This window comes from Streptomyces alkaliterrae, from assembly GCF_007097205.2.
Lineage (GTDB): Bacteria > Actinomycetota > Actinomycetes > Streptomycetales > Streptomycetaceae > Streptomyces > Streptomyces alkaliterrae.
Window position 1 is genome coordinate 1 of sequence record NZ_VJYK02000015.1, and the last position, 19170, is coordinate 19170.

A 19170-nucleotide genomic window follows, 5' to 3' on the forward strand; every position below is an offset into this window, starting at 1 on the left:
GCTCCCAGTAGACGACTGGGTTGATAGGCCGGAGATGGAAGACCTGTGAGGGTTGGAGTTGACCGGTACTAATAGGCCGAGGGCTTGACCATATGTGCTCGCGTCCACTGTGTTGGTTCTGAGGCAACAGCTGCCGGAACCCGAACCGTACATGTTTGTGTGTGGTGGGTTTGCCGGGTTGTTTGTTTCATAGTGTTTCGGTGGTCATAGCGATGGGGTAACGCCCGGTTACATTCCGAACCCGGAAGCTAAGCCTGTCAGCGCCGATGGTACTGCATGCGGGAGCGTGTGGGAGAGTAGGACGCCGCCGAACAAATATTGAGCGTGAACCCCCGGAATTCTTCCGGGGGTTCACGCTTTTCTGCGTTCGCGTCACCGGCTGTTCACGTCCGGCTCCGAGGATGCCGTCATGGCGATGACACAGCTGGCGAAGCTCGACCTGCGGCCCGGTGACGAGGTGGTGCTGCCGTCGTTCGGCGGCGAGGAGGCGGCTGACGCCGTTGCCGCCGCCGGCGGAGTCCCGGTCTTCGCGGACATCGACCCCGCGAGCTTCTGCCTCTCTCCCGCGGCTGCCGAGTCGGCTCTGACCAGCCGTTCGGTGGGCGTCCTCGCGCTGCACCTCTTCGGGCACCCGGCCGACATGGTGTCCCTTGAAGAGTTGTGCCAGCGGCGCTCGGTGCGACTCGTGGAGTCGGAACGGCCGTTGTCGTCGGTGTTTTCGCCCGACGTGGTGCTGCGGCGGCGCAACGCCGAGTACCTCGCCTCACGGTTGCGCGGCGTGTTTCCGCCGTCGGTTCGGCCTGGGGCCGACCACACCTTCGAGCGGTTTGTGGTGCGTGTACCGGGGAACGGGCGCCCCGACCGCGACGCATTCCGGAACGCGCTTCGCTCACGCGGAGTCGACTGCTCTGTTCCGGTGGGGACTCCGGCGCACCGCCTCCCCGCGCACCGGGCTGCCGGTGCGCGTCTCCCGGAGACCGATCGGGCGGCGGCGGAGTGTCTTGCCCTCTCGCTGCAACCAGCCATGTCCCGGCGCGAGTTGAACCGTGTGGCGTCCGCCTGCAACCGCCTCGGCGGCCTGCTCTGCGAGCCGGCCTGCTGAGCCGTCAGGTCAAGCTCGGCCGGGTACTCCGGTGGTCAGAGCGGCCCGTGGGATCGGGTATGATCGACCATGTCGACGCGCCCCAATAGCTCAGTCGGCAGAGCGTCTCCATGGTAAGGAGAAGGTCAACGGTTCGATTCCGTTTTGGGGCTCTCACACCTGAAAGGCCCGCCATGAGGCGGGCCTTTCGGCGTTCCGGGAACCCCGCTGCCGTCACTCCGGAACGCGCATCGCGAGAATCGCCATGTCGTCCGACGGCGCGTCGGCGGCGAAGCGTTCGACCGCGCGCATGACCCGGGCGGCGACCGCGCCCGCCGTGAGGCCGGTGCAGCCGCTGAGGCAGTCGGCGAGCCCGTCGTCTCCCAACATACGTGCGCCCTCACGCCGTTCCGTGACGCCGTCGGTCACACACAGCAGGACGTCGCCGGGGTCGAGGGTGAACGTCTGCTCGTCGAGTTCCAGGTCCTCGATGACACCGAGCAGCGGCTGGGGGTCGGCGGCCGGCTCGACGGTGCCGTCCTGGCGCAGCCGCAGCGGAAGCGGGTGTCCGGCGCACACGACCTTCAGCACGGCGCCGCCGTCGGGCTGCGGCCACAACTCGCCGTAAAGCAGAGTGAGGAAGCGGCTGCGGGCGCCTTCGTCGAGGATCGCGGCGTTGAGGCGTTCGAGGACGGCGGGGCCGCCGAACCCCTCGCGGGCGAGCAGCCGCAGGGCGTGTCGGGCGAGGCCGGTGACCGCGGCGGCCTCCGGCCCCGTGCCGCACACGTCGCCGATGGCAAAGCCGTAGGCGCCGTCGCGGATGGGGAAGACGTCGTAGAAGTCGCCGCCCACCTCGTTGCCCTCGCCGGCGGCGCGGTAGATCACCTCGACCTCCACACCCGGAACCTCCGGCAACTCGGGTGGGAGCAGGCTGCGCTGGAGGGACTGACTGATGGCCGTGCGCTCGGAGTAGAGGCGGGCGTTGTCCAGGGCGAGCGCCGCCCGGCGGGACAGGTCCTCGGCCAGCTCCAGGATCTCCTGGCGGAAGCGCTCCTCCAGCGGCTTGCCGAGGATGAGCATGCCGATCACGCGGTTGCGCGCGACCAGCGGCAGGACGACCGTCTCCCCGCCGACGGTCGAGGCGGTGGCGAGGGTGGTGCCGGGGGAGGAGAGGGAAGGGTCGTCGAGCAGGAGGTTCCGCAGGGAGGTGCGGAGGGCCGCGGAGTGCGCGGCATCGCCGGGCGCGGTCCAGGCGCGGGCGCCGGGCGCCAGGACCGGGTCCGGCGGGGCGACCTTGCCGAGCAGCGCCTTGAGCCCGTCGATCTGGTCCTCGTCCTCGTGCAGGACGTAGGAGAGTTCCGGCTCGGAGGTGGGGTCGGCGATGGTGTAGACGGCGCACCAGGTGGCGAGTGTGGGCACGGTCATCTGCGCCATGAGCGCCAGCGTCTGGTCCCGGTCGAGGGTGCCGGCGAGCAGGTCGGAGGCCTCGACGAGAAACGACAGGGAGCCGCGCCGCAGCCGCTCGAGTTCGGTGAGGCGCGCGGATTCGACGGCGAGCGCGATGCGGTCGGCGGCGAACTGGAGGCGCAGCGCCTCCTCGTTGCTGTAGCGGCCGGGGGTTTCGGCGGCGACGCCGAGCGAGCCGGTGAGGCGGCCCTCGACCTTCAGCGGGACGGTGACGACCGAGCGCATTCCCGTGCCGGACAGCAGCGGCACGGCGCCGGGCACGGCGGCGACGTCCTCGTGGACCGACGGCATACGGGCACTGCCGTACCGGCCGCTGCCGGCCTCGACGGGGACCCGGGCGAAGCGCTGGCGGGCGGCGGGCAGCCCGGTGGAGGCGCGGACCTCCAGTTCCGTCTCGTCATCGGTCGCGAGCAGCAGGTAGGCGGCGTCGGCGTCGAGCATGTCGCGGGCGCGTTCGACGGTGCGCTGGAGCAGGCCGTCCAGGTCCTCGGGGGCGGGGGAGCCGATGAACGCCTCGAACGGGTCGGTCGTGGAGCGGTCGCGGTTCTCCTGCCCGGTGCCGCCGTCGGACGCGGCGGAGCGCGGCGCGGACTGGAGTACGGCCCGCTCGGATTCCGGGACCAGCAGGCAGACGGTGGACGGCTCGCCCTGGGCGTCCCGCACCCGCAGGTGGGAGGCATACACCGGCTGGGTGCGCCCGTCGGCGCCGCGGATTCCGTAGGTGCCCTCCCAGCGGGAGAGGGCCAGGGCTTCGGCGATGCCGGTACCGGTGCCGGGGGTGTGCGGCCAGGCGGCGAGGTCGCTGAGCGGCTTGCCGACGACCTTCTCCGGCGGGTAGCCGAAGAGGGCCGAGGCGTCGTCGTTCCAGGCGGAGACGGTGCCGAGCCGGTCGATCTGGACGACGGCCACCCGGACGCGGGAGTCCGCCACCGGGAGCCGGTCGTCCGGCAGCGCCGGTCCGGCGCTGCGGGTGCCGACGGGTCGCTCGGGGAGGTCGAGGCGGAACCAGACGCGTTTGTCGGCCGTGGTGTAGTCGACGCCCCAGTGCGAGGCGAGCGCGCCGCACAGCAGCAGTCCGCGGCCGCCTTCCCGGTCGGGGTTGCCCATGTGCAGTCCGGGCTCCTGGAGCGGCAGCTCCCGCTCGGGGTGGCGGTCGGCGACCTCGACCCGTACGCCCTCGCGGTCCCGCAGGCAGATCACCTCGGCGGTGGTGCCCGCGTGCACCACCGCGTTGGTGACGAGTTCGCTGGTCAGTACGACGGCGTCGTCGACCACCTCCTGGAGGCCCCAGCCGTGCAGGGTGTCGCGGACGAAGGCGCGGGCGGCCGCGACCGATCGTCCGACCGGCTCGAAGGTGGCGGCGGCCCGGGCCGTGATCACTGGTCTCCCCATACGTCGTGTGCTGTCCCCGTCCGGAGCGGCCTGTTCCGGCAGTACGCGTCCGGCTGTCGTGCCCGACGGGTCTGACGTGCCCGACGTCCCCGTCGTGCCCGTCGTGCCCCGGGTCCGCGTGGCTCGTCCCCGCTCGGCGCTCTGCTGGTTCACCGCGGCCGCCCCTCCGTCTGCCCCATGTACTCACTCCGCGTCCGACTTCTGCCCACTCCGGGTGGTGCTTCCCCGGTTTCGGCCCGAGCGGGGCGGAAAGGCAGCCGTGGGCCAGGTTACTTACGTTCGCGAGCCGATTGGGCGCGGGTGATGATGATTCGCCCGGAGGCGTGTGCCGGCCCTGGTGTGCGATGCTGCCGAACTGTTATCGCCAGGTTCTGTCGGAGTGAAACACTGGGAAGGCTCGTGAGAGGAACCGGGCGGGACGGACGACCCTGCGGGAGGGACACGGTGGAGTCTGGCGCTGCGACGCGCGCGGCGAGCACGCGGACGAAGAGCGGACGAGCCCGACGGTCGGCGACCGTCGAGGTGGACGCGGCGGCGCTGGAGAGGCTGCGGGTCGCCCTGACGGCGATGCGGGACGGCAACTTCCGCAAACGGCTGACGGTGGCCGGCGACGGCCCGATGGCCGAGATCGCCGCCGTCTTCAACGAGGTCGCCGACCGGAACATGCACCTGGCGGGCGAGCTGAACCGGGTTCGGCGGGTCGTCGGCCGGGACGGCAAGCTCACCGAACGGCTGGAGGTCGGCGCCTGCGAGGGCTCCTGGGCCGAGTCGGTCGACGCGGCGAACGCGCTGGTCGACGATCTGGTGCGGCCGGTGTCCGAGGTGGGCCAGGTGCTGGCGGCGGTCGCCGAGGGCGACCTCCAGCAGCGCATGGACCTGCGAGTCCCGGGGGCCGGCGGCGGCACGCAGCCGCTGCGCGGGGAGTTCCTGCGGGTCGGCAAGACGGTGAACGGCCTGGTCGACCTGTTGTCGGTGTTCACCGACGAGGTGACCCGGGTGGCGATCGAGGTCGGCACCGAGGGCAAGCTGGGCGGTCAGGCGAAGGTCCGCGGCATGTCCGGCTCCTGGAAGGACCTCACGGACTCCGTCAACACGATGGCGTCCCGGCTGACCGCTCAGGTGCGGGACATCGCGCTGGTGACGACGGCGGTCGCCAAGGGTGACCTGTCTCGCAAGGTCACCGTGCACGTCGAGGGCGAGATGCTGGAGCTGAAGAACACCGTCAACACGATGGTGGACCAGCTCTCCTCGTTCCAGTCCGAGGTGACCCGGGTGGCCCGGGAGGTCGGCACCGAGGGCGAGCTGGGCGGCCAGGCGCGGGTGGAGGGCGTCGCCGGTGTGTGGCAGGACCTCACCGACTCGGTGAACCTGATGGCCGGCAACCTGACCTCGCAGGTCCGGGAGATCGCGCGGGTGACCACCGCGGTGGCCAGCGGTGATCTGTCGCAGAAGGTGACGGTCAACGCACGCGGCGAGGTCGCGAAGCTGGCCGGCACGATCAACACGATGACCGAGACCCTGCGCACGTTCGCCGACGAGGTGACGCGCGCCGCGCGCGAGGTCGGTACCGAGGGGATCCTCGGCGGTCAGGCGCAGGTGCCGGGCGCCGCCGGGATCTGGAAGGACCTCACGGACTCCGTCAACACGGCGTTCCGCAACCTCACCGGCCAGGTGCGGGACATCGCGCAGGTGACGACGGCGGTGGCGAACGGTGATCTGTCGCAGAAGGTCACCGTGGACGTGTCCGGCGAGATGCTGGAGCTGAAGAACACCGTCAACACGATGGTCGACCAGCTGTCCTCCTTCGGCGCGGAGGTCACCCGGGTCGCCCGCGAGGTCGGTGTCGAGGGCGAGCTGGGCGGTCAGGCGCAGGTGCCGGGCGCGGCCGGCACCTGGAAGGACCTGACCGACTCCGTCAACACCGCGTTCCGCAACCTCACGGGGCAGGTCCGCAACATCGCGCAGGTGACGACGGCGGTGGCGAACGGTGATCTGTCGCAGAAGGTCACCGTGGACGTGTCCGGCGAGATGCTGGAGCTGAAGAACACCGTCAACACGATGGTCGACCAGCTCTCCTCCTTCGCCGAGCAGGTCACCCGGATGGCCCGGGACGTGGGCACCGAGGGCCGGCTGGGTGGCCAGGCGCGGGTCGACGGCGTGTCCGGCACCTGGAAGGACCTGACGGACTCGGTCAACTTCATGGCCGGCAACCTCACCTCGCAGGTGCGCCAGATCGCGCAGGTCACGACGGCGGTGGCACGCGGTGACCTGTCGCAGAAGATCGAGGTCGACGCCCGGGGCGAGATCCTGGAGCTGAAGAACACGATCAACACGATGGTCGACCAGCTCTCCGCCTTCGCCGACCAGGTCACCAGGGTGGCCCGGGAGGTCGGCACGGAGGGCCGGCTGGGCGGCCAGGCGCAGGTCCCGGGCGTGGCCGGGGTGTGGCGCGACCTGACGGACTCCGTGAACTCCATGGCCGGGAACCTCACCGCCCAGGTGCGGAACATCTCGCAGGTGGCCACGGCGGTGGCGCGCGGTGACCTGTCGCAGAAGATCGACGTGGACGCCCGGGGCGAGATCCTGGAGCTGAAGACGACGATCAACACGATGGTGGACCAGCTGTCGTCGTTCGCCGAGCAGGTGACGCGGGTGGCCCGCGAGGTGGGCACCGAGGGCAAGCTGGGCGGCCAGGCCGAGGTCAAGGGCGTCTCCGGCACGTGGAAGGACCTCACGCAGTCGGTGAACGGCATGGCGCAGAACCTGACCTCCCAGGTCCGGAACATCGCCGAGGTCACCACGGCCGTCGCCCAGGGCGACCTCTCGAAGAAGATCACCGTCGACGCCAAGGGCGAGTTCCTGGCCCTGGTGACCACCGTGAACACGATGGTGGACCAGCTGTCGTCGTTCGCCGAGCAGGTGACGCGGGTGGCCCGGGAGGTCGGCACCCAGGGCAAGCTGGGCGGCCAGGCGCAGGTGCGGGACGTCTCCGGCATCTGGAAGGACCTCACCGACAACGTCAACCTGATGGCGAACAACCTCACCGGTCAGGTGCGGAACATCTCCCAGGTCGCCACAGCGGTCGCCAACGGCGATCTGACGAAGAAGGTGACGGTCGACGCGAGCGGCGAGTTCGCGCAGCTCGCGGACACCGTCAACACGATGGTGACGACGCTGTCGTCGTTCGCGGCGGAGGTGACCAGGGTCGCCCGCGAGGTGGGCACCGACGGCATCCTGGGCGGCCAGGCGCGGGTGCCGGGCGTCTCGGGCACCTGGAAGGACCTCACGGAGTCGGTGAACTCCATGGCGAACAACCTCACCGGTCAGGTGCGGCAGATCGCCCAGGTCACCACCGCCATCGCCAAGGGCGACATCACCAAGAAGATCGACATCGACGCCCGGGGCGAGATCCTGGCGCTGAAGACGACGATCAACACGATGGTGGACCAGCTGTCCTCGTTCGCCGAGCAGGTCACCCGGGTGGCCCGCGAGGTCGGCACCGAGGGCAAGCTGGGCGGCCAGGCCCGGGTCCGGGACGCCGCCGGCACCTGGAAGGACCTGACGGACTCCGTCAACGAGATGGCCGGCAACCTGACCCGGCAGATGCGCGCGATCGCCCAGGTGGCCACCGCCGTCACCCGGGGCGACCACGGGGTGCGGATCGACGTGGACGCCGCCGGCGAGATCCTGGAGCTCCAGGGCTACATCAACACGATGATCAGCAACCTGCGCGAAACCACTCTGGCCAACCAGGAGCAGGACTGGCTGAAGGGCAACCTGGCCCGCATCTCCGGCCTGATGCAGGGCCGTCGGGACCTCAAGGACGTCGCCCAGCTCATCATGAGCGAGCTGACGCCGGCGGTCTCCGCGCACCACGGCGCGTTCTTCCTCGCCGTGCCGACCGGCGGCGAACACGGCGGCAGCCCCGTCGGGGAGGGCGAGGGCGGCTCCTACGAGCTGCAGCTGCTGGGCTCCTACGGCTACGCGTTCGGCAGCATGCCGACCACCTTCTCGCCCGGCGACTCCCTCGTCGGCACGGCGGCCATCGAGAAGCGCACGATCCTGATGGAGAACGCCCCGGCCGGCTATCTGAAGATCACCTCCGGTCTTGGCGAGGCGACCCCGACACACGTCGTCGTGCTGCCGGTGGTGTTCGAGGGTGCGACGCTCGGCGTGATCGAACTGGCGGCGTTCCAGCCGTTCACCCAGATCCAGAAGGACTTCCTCAGCCAGATCGCCGAGATGATCGCCACGAGCGTCAACACCATCAGCGTCAACACCAAGACCGAGATCCTGCTGGAGCAGTCCCAGGAGCTCACCGAGCAGCTCCAGGAACGGTCGGCGGAGCTGGAGAACCGGCAGAAGGCGCTGGAGGACTCCAACGCCCAGCTGGAGGAGAAGGCGGCCCAGCTCGCGCAGACCAACCGGGACATCGAGATCAAGAACTCGGAGATCGAGGAGGCCCGGCAGGTCCTGGAGGAGCGCGCCGAGCAGCTCGCGGTCTCGATGCGCTACAAGTCGGAGTTCCTGGCCAACATGTCGCACGAGCTGCGCACCCCGCTCAACTCGCTGCTGATCCTCGCCAAGCTGCTCGCCGACAACGCCGAGGGCAACCTCTCGCCCAAGCAGGTGGAGTTCGCCGAGACGATCCACGGCGCCGGCTCGGACCTGCTCCAGCTCATCAACGACATCCTGGACCTGTCGAAGGTCGAGGCGGGCAAGATGGACGTCAGCCCGACCCGGATCGCGCTGGTGCAGCTGGTGGACTACGTCGAGGCCACGTTCCGGCCGCTGACGGCGGAGAAGAGCCTGGACTTCTCGGTGCGGGTCTCGCCGGAGCTGCCGCCGACGCTGCACACCGACGAGCAGCGGCTGCTCCAGGTGCTGCGCAACCTGCTGTCCAACGCGGTGAAGTTCACCGACAGCGGCGCGGTGGAGCTGGTGATCCGCTCGGCCGGTTCGGACGTCCCCGTCGCCATCCGCGAGCAGATGATCGAGCACGGCTCGCTGCGGGACGCGGACGCCGACCTGATCGCGTTCTCCGTCACCGACACCGGCATCGGTATCGCGCAGAGCAAGATGCGGGTCATCTTCGAGGCGTTCAAGCAGGCCGACGGCACCACCAGCCGCAAGTACGGCGGCACCGGCCTCGGACTGTCGATCAGCCGGGAGATCGCCCGGTTGCTCGGTGGCGAGATCCACGCCGTCAGCGAGCCGGGACGCGGTTCGACGTTCACGCTGTACCTGCCGCTGTACCCGACGGAGCTGCCGCCGCACGGCTACCCACAGCCCGCCGGCGCGCCCACCGAGTCGGTGGCGGAGGAGGAGCGTCCGGAGGCCGAGCAGCGGGCCGTACCGGCCGCCGAGCGCCCGCTGGCGCTGCCGTCGGCGACCCGCGACGCCGAGCAGGCCGCCCACACCCTGGCCGAGCGCAGTCGGCGGCGGGCGGCCGCCGCCGGCGTCCGTCCGCAGGAGGACGGCGCGGAGGCCCGCTCGCAGACCGCGTCCCGTACCGCCGAACTGGCGCAGCGCTTCCGCGGACGCAAGGTGCTCATCGTCGACGACGACATCCGGAACGTCTTCGCGCTCACCAGCGTGCTCGAACAGAGCGGGCTCCAGGTGCTGTACGCGGAGAACGGCCGGGAGGGCATCGAGGTCCTCGAGCAGCACGAGGACACCGCGCTGGTGTTGATGGACATCATGATGCCGGAGATGGACGGCTACGCGACGACAGCGGCCATCCGCCGGATGCCGCAGTTCGCCGGGCTGCCCATCATCGCGCTCACCGCGAAGGCGATGAAGGGCGACCGGGAGAAGAGCATCGACGCCGGCGCCTCCGACTACGTCACCAAGCCGGTCGACACCGACCACCTGCTGTCGGTGATGGACCGCTGGATGCGGGAGGACTGATCCCGGACAGGCGCCGGGCGCCGTAAGGTGTCTGACACGCCGTCGGTGAGGCCGGTCATCGGTCGTCGCCGACGGTGTGTCGGCACGTGGTGTCAGGAACCTTCCGAGGCTGCGGTGCGTTCCCGCTACGTGCACAGTGACATCTCGGTGACAGGGTGTGGTGGGCCGCGAGGTGCGGCTACCATGACCGGCACAAGGACGGGCGGCGCAAAGGAGTCGTCCCCAGGGGTGGCGTCCCAGGCGCTGCCGGGGCGAGGAGGACGGGCCATGGTGCAGAAGGCCAAGATCCTCCTGGTCGATGACCGGCCGGAGAATCTGCTGGCGCTGGAGGCCATCCTCTCCGCGCTCGATCAGACGCTGGTGCGGGCATCGTCAGGGGAGGAAGCGCTCAAGGCACTTCTCACGGACGATTTCGCGGTGATCCTGCTGGACGTGCAGATGCCGGGCATGGACGGCTTCGAGACCGCCGCGCACATCAAGCGCCGGGAGCGGACGCGGGACATCCCCATCATCTTCCTCACCGCCATCAACCACGGCCCGCACCACACCTTCCGCGGCTACGCGGCCGGCGCGGTGGACTACATCTCCAAGCCGTTCGACCCGTGGGTGCTGCGCGCGAAGGTCTCCGTCTTCGTCGACCTGTACATGAAGAACGTCCAGCTCCGGGAGCAGGCGTCGTTGCTGCGGCTGCAGTTGGACGGCGGCCGGGGCGACGGTGAGGACGGCACCGGCGAGGGGGAGTCCGCCGGGCTGCTCGCCGAGCTGTCGGCGCGGCTGGCCGCCGTGGAGGAGCAGGCCGAGGCGCTCTCCAAACAGCTCTCCGACAGCGCGGACAGCGGCGCGGTGGCGACCGCCGCCCATCTGGAGCGCAAACTGACCGGCCTGCGCAGGGCACTTGACGCGCTGGAGCCGGGCGCCGGCTGACCGGCGGGCCGGCTGACGTGCGGTCAGCACGCGGCGGCCGGTATCCATCCGTGTCTCTCCAGCCCGACGACGGTAATCTCACCACCATGGCCCCCTCCACGTCCGGCAAGAAGGCACCCGCGAAGAAGAGCGCGGGCCGGAGCGCGCCGGCGAAGAAGGCCGCCGCCCGCCGCCCTCCGGCCAAGAAGGCGGCACCGCCGCCCCGCAACGGCCTCTACCGCATGCTGCGGGCGCTCTGGCTCGGCGTCGCGCACGCCGTCGGCGCGGTGTTCCGCGGCATAGGGCGCGGCGCGAAGGGGCTCGACCCGGCCCACCGCAAGGACGGGGTGGCGCTGCTGCTGCTCGCCGTGGCGCTGGTCGTCGCCGCCGGCACCTGGTCCAACCTCCGCGGCCCGGTGGGCGATCTGGTCACCATGCTGGTGACCGGTGCCTTCGGACGGCTCGATCTGCTGGTGCCGATACTGCTCACGGTGATGGCCGTGCGGTTCATAAGGCATCCGGAGAAGCAGGAGGCCAACGGCCGCATCGTCATCGGCCTGACCACGCTGGTGCTCGGCGTGCTCGGTCTTGTCCACATCGCCTGCGGCGCGCCGGGGCGCGGTGAGGGCCATGACGCGATGCGCGACGCGGGCGGGCTGATCGGCTGGGCGGCGTCAAAACCGCTGATCCTCACCGTCAGCGAGGTGCTGGCGGTACCGCTGCTGGTCCTCCTGACGCTCTTCGGCGTCCTGGTCGTCACCGCCACGCCCGTGGTGGCGATCCCGCAGCGCCTGCGGCAGCTGGGCGTGCGGCTGGGAGTGGTCGCCGACGACGGCCGGACCCGCCCGGCCGCCGACGAGGAGCCGGACGACACCGAGGAGGCGCCGCCGACCCGTCGGCGGGCCGACTTCCGCAAGCAGGTAGACCCGGTGCACGCGGAGAAGCGCGCGCTGGACCGCCGCCGCGCCCAGCGCGCCGCCCCGCAGCCCTCGGACGCCGGCCCGGACGACTCCGTGGGCGCCGTCGACCTGGCCGCCGGTGCCGCGGCCGACCTGGACCTGGACGGCGCGGTCCTGCACGGCGTGCAGCCCTCGCCGCTCATCGCCGAACTCAGCGGCGGTTCCGGGCGTCGCCGCCCCGCCGCGCGGCCGCCGCAGGAGGACCTACCCGCCGGGAGCCCGGACGAGACCGCGGGCGGCGTTCCCGACCTCACCAAACCGGCGGCGGACCCCGTCGAGGGACTGCCGTCGCGCGCCGAGCAGCTCCAGCTCAGCGGGGACATCACCTACGCGCTGCCCTCGCTCGACCTGCTGGAGCGGGGCGGCCCCGGCCGCACCCGCAGCCCCGCGAACGACGCCGTCGTCGACTCGCTGACCACCGTGTTCGCCGAGTTCAAGGTGGACGCGGCGGTCACCGGCTTCACCCGGGGCCCGACCGTCACCCGCTACGAGGTCGAGCTGGGGCCCGCGGTCAAGGTCGAGAAGATCACCGCGCTCACGAAGAACATCGCCTACGCGGTCGCTAGCCCGGACGTGCGGATCATCTCGCCGATCCCGGGGAAGTCGGCGGTGGGCATCGAGATCCCCAACACCGACCGGGAGATGGTCAACTGCGGCGACGTGCTGCGCTCCGCCGACGCCGTCGGGGACGAGCACCCCATGCTGGTCGCGCTCGGCAAGGACGTCGAGGGCGGCTACGTCACCGCGAACCTGGCGAAGATGCCGCACATCCTGGTCGCCGGCGCCACCGGCTCCGGAAAGTCCTCCTGCATCAACTGCCTGATCACCTCCATCATGATGCGGGCCACCCCCGAGGACGTGCGCATGGTGCTCGTCGACCCCAAGAGGGTCGAGCTGACCGCCTACGAGGGCATCCCGCACCTGATCACGCCGATCATCACCAACCCCAAGCGGGCCGCGGAAGCCCTCCAGTGGGTGGTGCGGGAGATGGACCTGCGCTACGACGACCTGGCCGCGTACGGCTACCGGCACATCGACGACTTCAACGCCGCCGTCCGCTCCGGCAAGGTCACCCCGCCGGCCGGCAGCGAGCGTGAGCTGGCGCCCTACCCGTACCTGCTGGTCATCGTCGACGAGCTGGCCGACCTGATGATGGTGGCCCCCCGGGACGTGGAGGACGCGATCGTCCGCATCACCCAGTTGGCCCGCGCGGCCGGCATCCATCTTGTCCTGGCCACCCAGCGGCCCTCGGTGGACGTGGTCACCGGACTGATCAAGGCGAACGTGCCCTCCCGGCTCGCCTTCGCGACGTCCTCGCTCGCCGACAGCCGGGTGATCCTCGACCAGCCGGGCGCCGAGAAGCTGATCGGCAAGGGCGACGGACTGTTCCTCCCGATGGGCGCCAACAAACCCGTCCGGATGCAGGGCGCCTTTGTCACCGAGGACGAGATCCGAGGCGTGGTGGCGCACTGCAAGGAGCAGATGGCCCCCGTCTTCCGGGAGGACGTCACCGTCGGCCAGGGCCGCAAGAAGGAGATCGACGAGGAGATCGGCGACGACCTGGACCTGCTGTGTCAGGCGGCCGAGCTCGTCGTCACCACCCAGTTCGGCTCCACCTCGATGCTGCAGCGCAAGCTGCGCGTCGGCTTCGCCAAGGCCGGCCGGCTGATGGACCTGATGGAGTCGCGCGGCGTCGTCGGGCCGAGCGAGGGGTCCAAGGCCCGGGACGTGCTCATCAAGGCCGACGACCTCGACGAGGTGCTGGCGACGATCCGCGGCGAGGCCTAGGCCCGCCGTTCGGGGACGGGCGGCGAGGCGCGGATTGTGAAGATCTCCGAGTCCGAGTCGTGACGATCCGCGGGGCAACCGTTTCCCGCAGGCATACGTCACGTTACTTGGGACAGGTGTAGACGTACCGACCCCGAGGATCCACCAGCCCGCCACCGGGGCGCCGGACAATCCCGATGGCGGACAGACACCCACCGCCCGCTTGCCCGAATCTCCCCCCGCCCCTCTAGACTGAATCTTCAGCAGGTGGCTACACGCTCGAAAGGCGCTCCCGTGTCCATCGGCAACTCCCCCGAAGATGGCCGGCCTTCGGTCGGTCGAGCCCTCAAGCTGGCCCGGATCGACGCCGGGCTGACCGTCGACCAGGTAAGTTCCGCCACCCGGGTGCGTGTGCCGATCGTGCAGGCGATCGAGCAGGACGACTTCTCCCGCTGCGGCGGCGACGTGTACGCGCGAGGACATGTGCGCGCGCTCGCCCGGGCCGTCGGTCTGGACGCCGGCTCGCTGGTCGCACAGTACGACGCCGACCACGGCGGGCGTCCGGAACCGACGTCCGCCGCGCCGCTCTTCGAAGCGGAACGCATCAGGCCCGAGGCCCGCCGCCCCAACTGGACCGCCGCCATGGTCGCGGCGATCGTCGCGGTGATCGGCTTTGTCGGCTTCACCATGTTCGGAGGCGGCGGCGACGCCCGTACGACGGCCGAGTCAGGGGCGAGCGCCGAGGCCACGTCGGGCGCGGAGAAGGACACCAAGGACCCGAAGAAGACCGAGCCTGCCCGCACCAAGGAGCCCAAGCCCGAACCCTCCGACAGCGCCATCGCCGCCGCACCCGCCAACCGGGTGACGGTCCGGCTCGTCGCGACGGGCGGGAGCAGTTGGATCTCCGCCGAGGACCACACCGGCCGACTGATGCACGAGGGCGTGCTCAGAGACGGGGACACCAGGACGTTCACCGACAAGGAGGAGATCTCCCTGGTGCTGGGCAACGGCGGCGCGGTGGAGCTGTACGTCAACGGCAAGAAGGTCGACCGCAGCAGCGCCATCGGGCAGGTCGAACGGCTCAGCTACACCAAGGGCGACCCGGAACAGGGCTGATTTGTCGGACAGGACGCGGTGCGCTGGTGGGTGGCGGACCGACCGGTGAGCTGGACGAAGTAGTCTTGAGCCCATGCCCGAACGCCGTACCGTCGCCCTTGTCACCCTTGGCTGTGCCCGTAACGAGGTCGACTCGGAGGAGCTGGCGGGCCGTCTCGCGGCCGACGGCTGGGACCTCGTCCAGGACGCCGCCGAGGCGGACGTCGCCGTCGTCAACACCTGCGGCTTCGTCGAGGCCGCCAAGAAGGACTCGGTCGACGCCCTCCTGGAGGCCAACGACCTGAAGGACCACGGCCGGACCCAGGCCGTCGTCGCCGTCGGCTGCATGGCCGAGCGCTACGGCAAGGAGCTCGCCGAGGCGCTGCCGGAGGCCGACGGCGTACTCGGCTTCGACGACTACGCGAGCATTTCCGACCGGCTCCAGACCATCCTCGCCGGCGGCGTGCACGCGTCGCACACTCCGCGCGACCGCCGCAAACTCCTGCCGATCAGCCCCGCCGAGCGGCAGCGGGAGGGCCACGGCGTCGCCCTGCCGGGACATGGGGACGGCACCGCCGCTCCGCGGACCGCCGTCCTGGAAGCCGCCGACCCGGAAGCCGCCGACCCGGTCGCCGCCGCTCCGGCGGACCTGCCGGACGGGCTGGCGCCGGCGTCCGGACCACGGCCGCCGCTGCGCGTCCGACTGGGCCGCAGCCCGGTGGCCTCGGTGAAGCTCGCCTCCGGCTGCGACCGGCGGTGCAGCTTCTGCGCCATCCCGACGTTCCGCGGCTCCTTCATCTCCCGCCGACCGTCCGACGTGCTGAACGAGACCCGCTGGCTGGCCGAGCAGGGCGTCAAGGAGATCATGCTGGTCTCCGAGAACAACACCAGCTACGGCAAGGACCTGGGCGACATCCGACTGCTGGAGTCGCTGCTCCCCGAGCTGGCCGCCGTCGACGGCCTCGAACGGATCCGGGTCAGCTACCTCCAGCCGGCCGAGATGCGGCCCGGGCTGATCGACGTGCTCACCGGCACCGACAAGGTCGCCCCCTACTTCGACCTGTCCTTCCAGCACTCGGCGCCCGACGTGCTGCGCGCGATGCGCCGCTTCGGCGACACCGACCGCTTCCTGGGCCTGCTGGAATCCATCCGGGCCAAGGCCCCGCAGGCCGGCGTCCGGTCCAACTTCATCGTCGGCTTCCCCGGCGAGACGGAGGCCGACCTCGCCGAGCTCGAACGCTTCCTGACCGAGGCCCGGCTGGACGCCATCGGCGTCTTCGGCTACTCCGACGAGGAGGGCACCGAGGCCGTCACCTACGAGGACAAGCATCCCGCGGACCTCGTCGCCGAGCGGCTGGCCCGGGTCTCCCTCCTCGCCGAGGAGCTGAGCGCGCAGCGCGCAGAGGAACGCCTGGGGGAGACGCTCAGCGTGCTGGTGGAGTCCGTGGACACCGAGGACGGGGTGCTCGGCCGAGCAGCCCACCAGGCCCCCGAGACGGACGGCCTCGTGCGGCTGACCGTCTCCGACTCCCACGGGCTGAAGCCCGGACGTATGGTCGAAGCCAAGGCGGTGGCGTCGGAGGGTGTGGACCTCGTCGCCGAGCCCCTGGCCGACGAGGAGGCGGGCACATGACGGGCGTCCCGGCTTCGGCTGCGGGAAGCGGGTCCGTGGCACGGACGAAGCGTTCCGCTCCGGCGCAGGTGAGCCTGTGGAACATCGCCAACATCCTCACCATGCTCCGGCTCCTGCTGGTGCCGGCGTTTGTGATGCTGATGCTCGCTCAGGGTGGTCACGACCCGGCCTGGCGCTCGCTGGCCTGGGCCGCCTTCTCCATCGCCATGATCACCGACCTGTTCGACGGAGAGCTGGCCCGGCGCCGCAACCTCGTCACCGACTTCGGCAAGATAGCGGACCCGATCGCCGACAAGGCGATCATGGGCGCCGCCCTGATCTGCCTCTCCGCGCTCGGCGATCTCTCCTGGTGGGTCACCGGGGTGATCCTCGCCCGTGAACTGGGTATCACCCTGATGCGCTTCTGGGTCATCCGGCACGGGGTGATCCCCGCCAGCCGGGGCGGGAAGATGAAGACGCTCGCCCAGGGCATCGCCGTGGGCATGTACATCCTGGCGCTGACCGGGCCGCTGGCCACGCTGCGCTGGTGGGTGATGGCCGTGGCGGTCGCGCTGACCGTCGGTACCGCGCTGGACTACGTCCGGCAGGCCGTCGTACTGCGCCGGGCCGGCCTGGCCGCGGAGAACGGGGCGACCGAGACCGGGTCGACCGGGAACGAACGGACCGGGAACGAACGGACCGGGAACGAACGGGCCGGGAACGAGCAGGCCGAGAACGAGCAGGCGGTGAGGGAGGAGCAGGCGCATGGCTGACGAGGCGGCGGAACAGACGGTGGAACTCCTGACGGCCAGGGGTCAGACCGTCGCTGCCGCGGAGTCGCTGACCGGCGGACTGGTGGCCGTCGAGCTCACCGACGCCCCCGGCTCCTCCCGAGCCTTCCGCGGCTCGATCACCGCCTACGCCACCGACCTCAAGGCCCGGATGCTCGGCGTCGACCAGGCCCTGCTGGATGACCGCGGCGCCGTCGACGCCGAGGTCGCCCGCCAGATGGCCGCCGGAGTGCGCGAGGCCCTGGACACCGACTGGGGGGTGGCCACCACCGGGGTCGCCGGCCCGGACCGCCAGGACGGCCAGCCGGTCGGAACCGTCTTCGTGGCCGTCGCCGGGCCCCACGGGCAGCCGCCGGTGGCCGAGCGGCTGTCGCTCGACGGCGACCGTGCCGAGATCCGTCGCCAGACCGTCCGAGCCGTTCTTGAGCTCCTCTACGGGGAACTCGTGGAGAACGCGGGCCGAAGCATACGGAACACAGTGGGGGGACTTGATGTTTACAGCCCTGAGTGAACACAACAGCGTGCCCGGCGCCGTAACGGTTGTAGGCGGTACGGTGGGGCATGAAGGATCCAGGAACGCGGTCCGAGGAGGGAGCCACCGATGATTCTGCTCCGTCGCCTGTTGGGTGACGTGCTGCGTCGGCAGCGCCAGCGTCAGGGCCGCACCCTGCGCGAAGTCTCCGCATCCGCACGCGTCTCCCTCGGCTACCTGTCCGAGGTCGAGCGAGGGCAGAAGGAGGCTTCCTCCGAGCTGCTGTCGTCGATCTGTGACGCGCTGGACATCCGGATGTCCGAGCTGATGCGCGAGGTCAGCGATGAGCTGGCACTCGCCGAGCTGGCGCAGTCCGCGGCGCGTGACGCCGTACCTGCGCCGATGCGGCCCATGCTCAACCCTGTGTCTGTGACCTCGGTCACAGGTCGCCCGGGGGAGCGGGTGACGATCAAGCGGCCTGCCGAGGCCGTGGACGTCGTCGCCGCCTGACGCGTCACACCAAGCAGTACACCGAGATGCCGGGGCCCACGCCCCGGCATCTCGCTTTTCCCCGCGCGGCCGGCCTGGTGAAGGGGCCTGTGTCAGGCTCGCGTGTGCGGCGCGGGCGGCCCAGCATGGAGCCATGCGCGCTCCCCTCGTGCGATCTCGCACGGCCCGCACGCCCCGCGTCCGGTTGTCCGCGAGGCGGTTCGCCCCGCCGCTGCTCGCGGCCGGGGTACTCACCCTGTGGTGGACGGCCGCCCGCCCGGACGCGGCGACGTCCACCGGCGCGCTGGTGCTGCTCGGTCTCTGGGGCCTCGGCCTTGTGCCCCTGCACGTGGCCCCGGAGCGCCCGCCGCGTCCGGACGGACCGCCGGCGCCCCCACCGCCGGAACACCCGCCCTACGTGCCCTTGCCACCCGTACCCGATCCCGGGGCGCCCTGGCAGCGCGGGCACCAGTAGACGGGACGCGGCCGGTCGGCGGGGCCCTGCTGCTCCACGGCCACCAACCCGCCGCACCGACGGCAGGGCCGCCCTGCCCTGCCGTACACCCACAGCGCCCGGTCCCGCCGGGGTTCTCCCGTGGTGCAGCGCAGCGCGCGGTCGCGGTTCACCACCAGCAGCCGGTGCGCCAGCTCGACGAGCCGCCGTACGTCGGGCACCTCGCCGACCGGCGTCCACGGCGCCAGACGCGCCATGAAGCACAGCTCCGCCCGGTACACGTTCCCCACGCCGGCGAGGTTCCGCTGGTCCAGCAGTGCCTCGCCGACCGGCCTGACCGGCTCCGCCAGCAGCCGCCGCGCCGCCTCCGCCCCGTCCCAGTCGGGCCCCAGCAGGTCGGGCCCCAGATGGCCCACGGCGGCGTCCTCCTCCACGGTGCGCAGCAGCTCCACGACGGGCAGCCGGAAGCCCGCCGCCACCCGTTCGTCCGTGGCCAGCAGCACCCGGATCTCGTGCCCGGGCCCGCCGGCGGGCCGCTCCCCGGCGCGGGCGAGCCGCCACGCGCCGGACATGCCCAGATGGGTGTGCAGTGTCAGGCCGCCCTCGAGCCTGGTCAGCAGGTGCTTGCCGCGGGCCGTGGTCTCACGCACCCGGCGGCCGGCCAGCTCGGCCGTGGCGAACCTGGGCACGCGCATCTCCGCCTGCCTGAGCACGGCACCGGACAGCCCCTCGTGCAACGCACGGGCGGCCCGCCAGACCGTGTCTCCCTCGGGCATCG

General features: G+C 71.1%; 11 protein-coding genes, 1 tRNA gene and 2 rRNA genes. 12 read left to right on the forward strand and 2 right to left on the reverse strand.

Annotated elements, in window-relative coordinates; all coding sequences use genetic code 11:
* From FNX44_RS29940 to FNX44_RS02755, 4 genes are all read left to right on the forward strand, one after another.
* A 23S ribosomal RNA gene (locus FNX44_RS29940) occupies positions 1-92 on the forward strand; the annotation flags it as partial.
* 104 nt (positions 93-196) lie between these two features.
* Positions 197-313, forward strand: a 5S ribosomal RNA gene (gene rrf / locus FNX44_RS02745).
* A gap of 48 nt (positions 314-361) precedes the next feature.
* Positions 362-1102, forward strand: a complete 741-nt coding sequence (locus FNX44_RS02750) for a DegT/DnrJ/EryC1/StrS family aminotransferase (protein WP_228449581.1) — start codon at positions 362-364, stop codon at positions 1100-1102.
* 79 nt (positions 1103-1181) lie between these two features.
* Positions 1182-1254: transfer RNA gene (locus tag FNX44_RS02755), tRNA-Thr, on the forward strand.
* Positions 1255-1315: 61 nt separating this feature from the next.
* On the opposite strand, the gene FNX44_RS02760 is transcribed toward FNX44_RS02755, so the two are convergent.
* A complete protein-coding gene (locus FNX44_RS02760; protein WP_143646300.1) occupies positions 1316-3940 on the reverse strand; it encodes a SpoIIE family protein phosphatase in 2625 nt (874 codons plus the stop codon).
* Positions 3941-4384: 444 nt separating this feature from the next.
* On the opposite strand from FNX44_RS02760, the gene FNX44_RS02765 reads away from it, so the two are divergent.
* The 8 genes from FNX44_RS02765 to FNX44_RS02800 all read left to right on the forward strand — a co-directional run bounded on the left by FNX44_RS02765 (position 4385) and on the right by FNX44_RS02800 (position 17959).
* Positions 4385-9850 (forward strand): HAMP domain-containing protein, encoded by a 5466-nt coding sequence (locus FNX44_RS02765; protein ID WP_143646301.1) that lies wholly within the window; start codon positions 4385-4387, stop codon positions 9848-9850.
* A gap of 267 nt (positions 9851-10117) precedes the next feature.
* Positions 10118-10774 carry a response regulator gene (locus FNX44_RS02770; RefSeq protein ID WP_143646302.1) on the forward strand — a complete coding sequence of 219 codons (657 nt, stop codon included), beginning with the start codon at positions 10118-10120 and terminating at the stop codon, positions 10772-10774.
* An 86-nt stretch (positions 10775-10860) separates the two neighbouring features.
* Positions 10861-13500, forward strand: a complete 2640-nt coding sequence (locus tag FNX44_RS02775) for a DNA translocase FtsK (RefSeq protein ID WP_143646303.1) — start codon at positions 10861-10863, stop codon at positions 13498-13500.
* A 273-nt stretch (positions 13501-13773) separates the two neighbouring features.
* Positions 13774-14595, forward strand: coding sequence for a helix-turn-helix domain-containing protein (locus FNX44_RS02780; RefSeq protein ID WP_143646304.1), 822 nt, complete (start codon positions 13774-13776; stop codon positions 14593-14595).
* Positions 14596-14668: 73 nt separating this feature from the next.
* On the forward strand, positions 14669-16207 hold the full coding sequence (gene rimO, locus FNX44_RS02785; RefSeq protein WP_143646305.1) for a 30S ribosomal protein S12 methylthiotransferase RimO: 1539 nt from the start codon (positions 14669-14671) through the stop codon (positions 16205-16207).
* Complete coding sequence (gene pgsA / locus FNX44_RS02790; RefSeq protein WP_153506765.1) at positions 16204-16959, forward strand: CDP-diacylglycerol--glycerol-3-phosphate 3-phosphatidyltransferase; 756 nt, start codon at positions 16204-16206, stop codon at positions 16957-16959. Before rimO ends, pgsA begins: the two co-directional genes overlap by 4 nt.
* On the forward strand, positions 16952-17488 hold the full coding sequence (locus FNX44_RS02795) for a CinA family protein (RefSeq protein ID WP_143646306.1): 537 nt from the start codon (positions 16952-16954) through the stop codon (positions 17486-17488). The genes pgsA and FNX44_RS02795 overlap by 8 nt, the downstream gene beginning before the upstream one ends.
* A gap of 90 nt (positions 17489-17578) precedes the next feature.
* Complete coding sequence (locus FNX44_RS02800; RefSeq protein WP_143646307.1) at positions 17579-17959, forward strand: helix-turn-helix domain-containing protein; 381 nt, start codon at positions 17579-17581, stop codon at positions 17957-17959.
* A gap of 393 nt (positions 17960-18352) precedes the next feature.
* Here FNX44_RS02800 and FNX44_RS02805 read toward each other — a convergent pair whose 3' ends face one another.
* Complete coding sequence (locus tag FNX44_RS02805) at positions 18353-19168, reverse strand: DNA-formamidopyrimidine glycosylase family protein (protein WP_143646309.1); 816 nt, start codon at positions 19166-19168, stop codon at positions 18353-18355.
* Between the last annotated feature and the right edge of the window lie 2 nt (positions 19169-19170).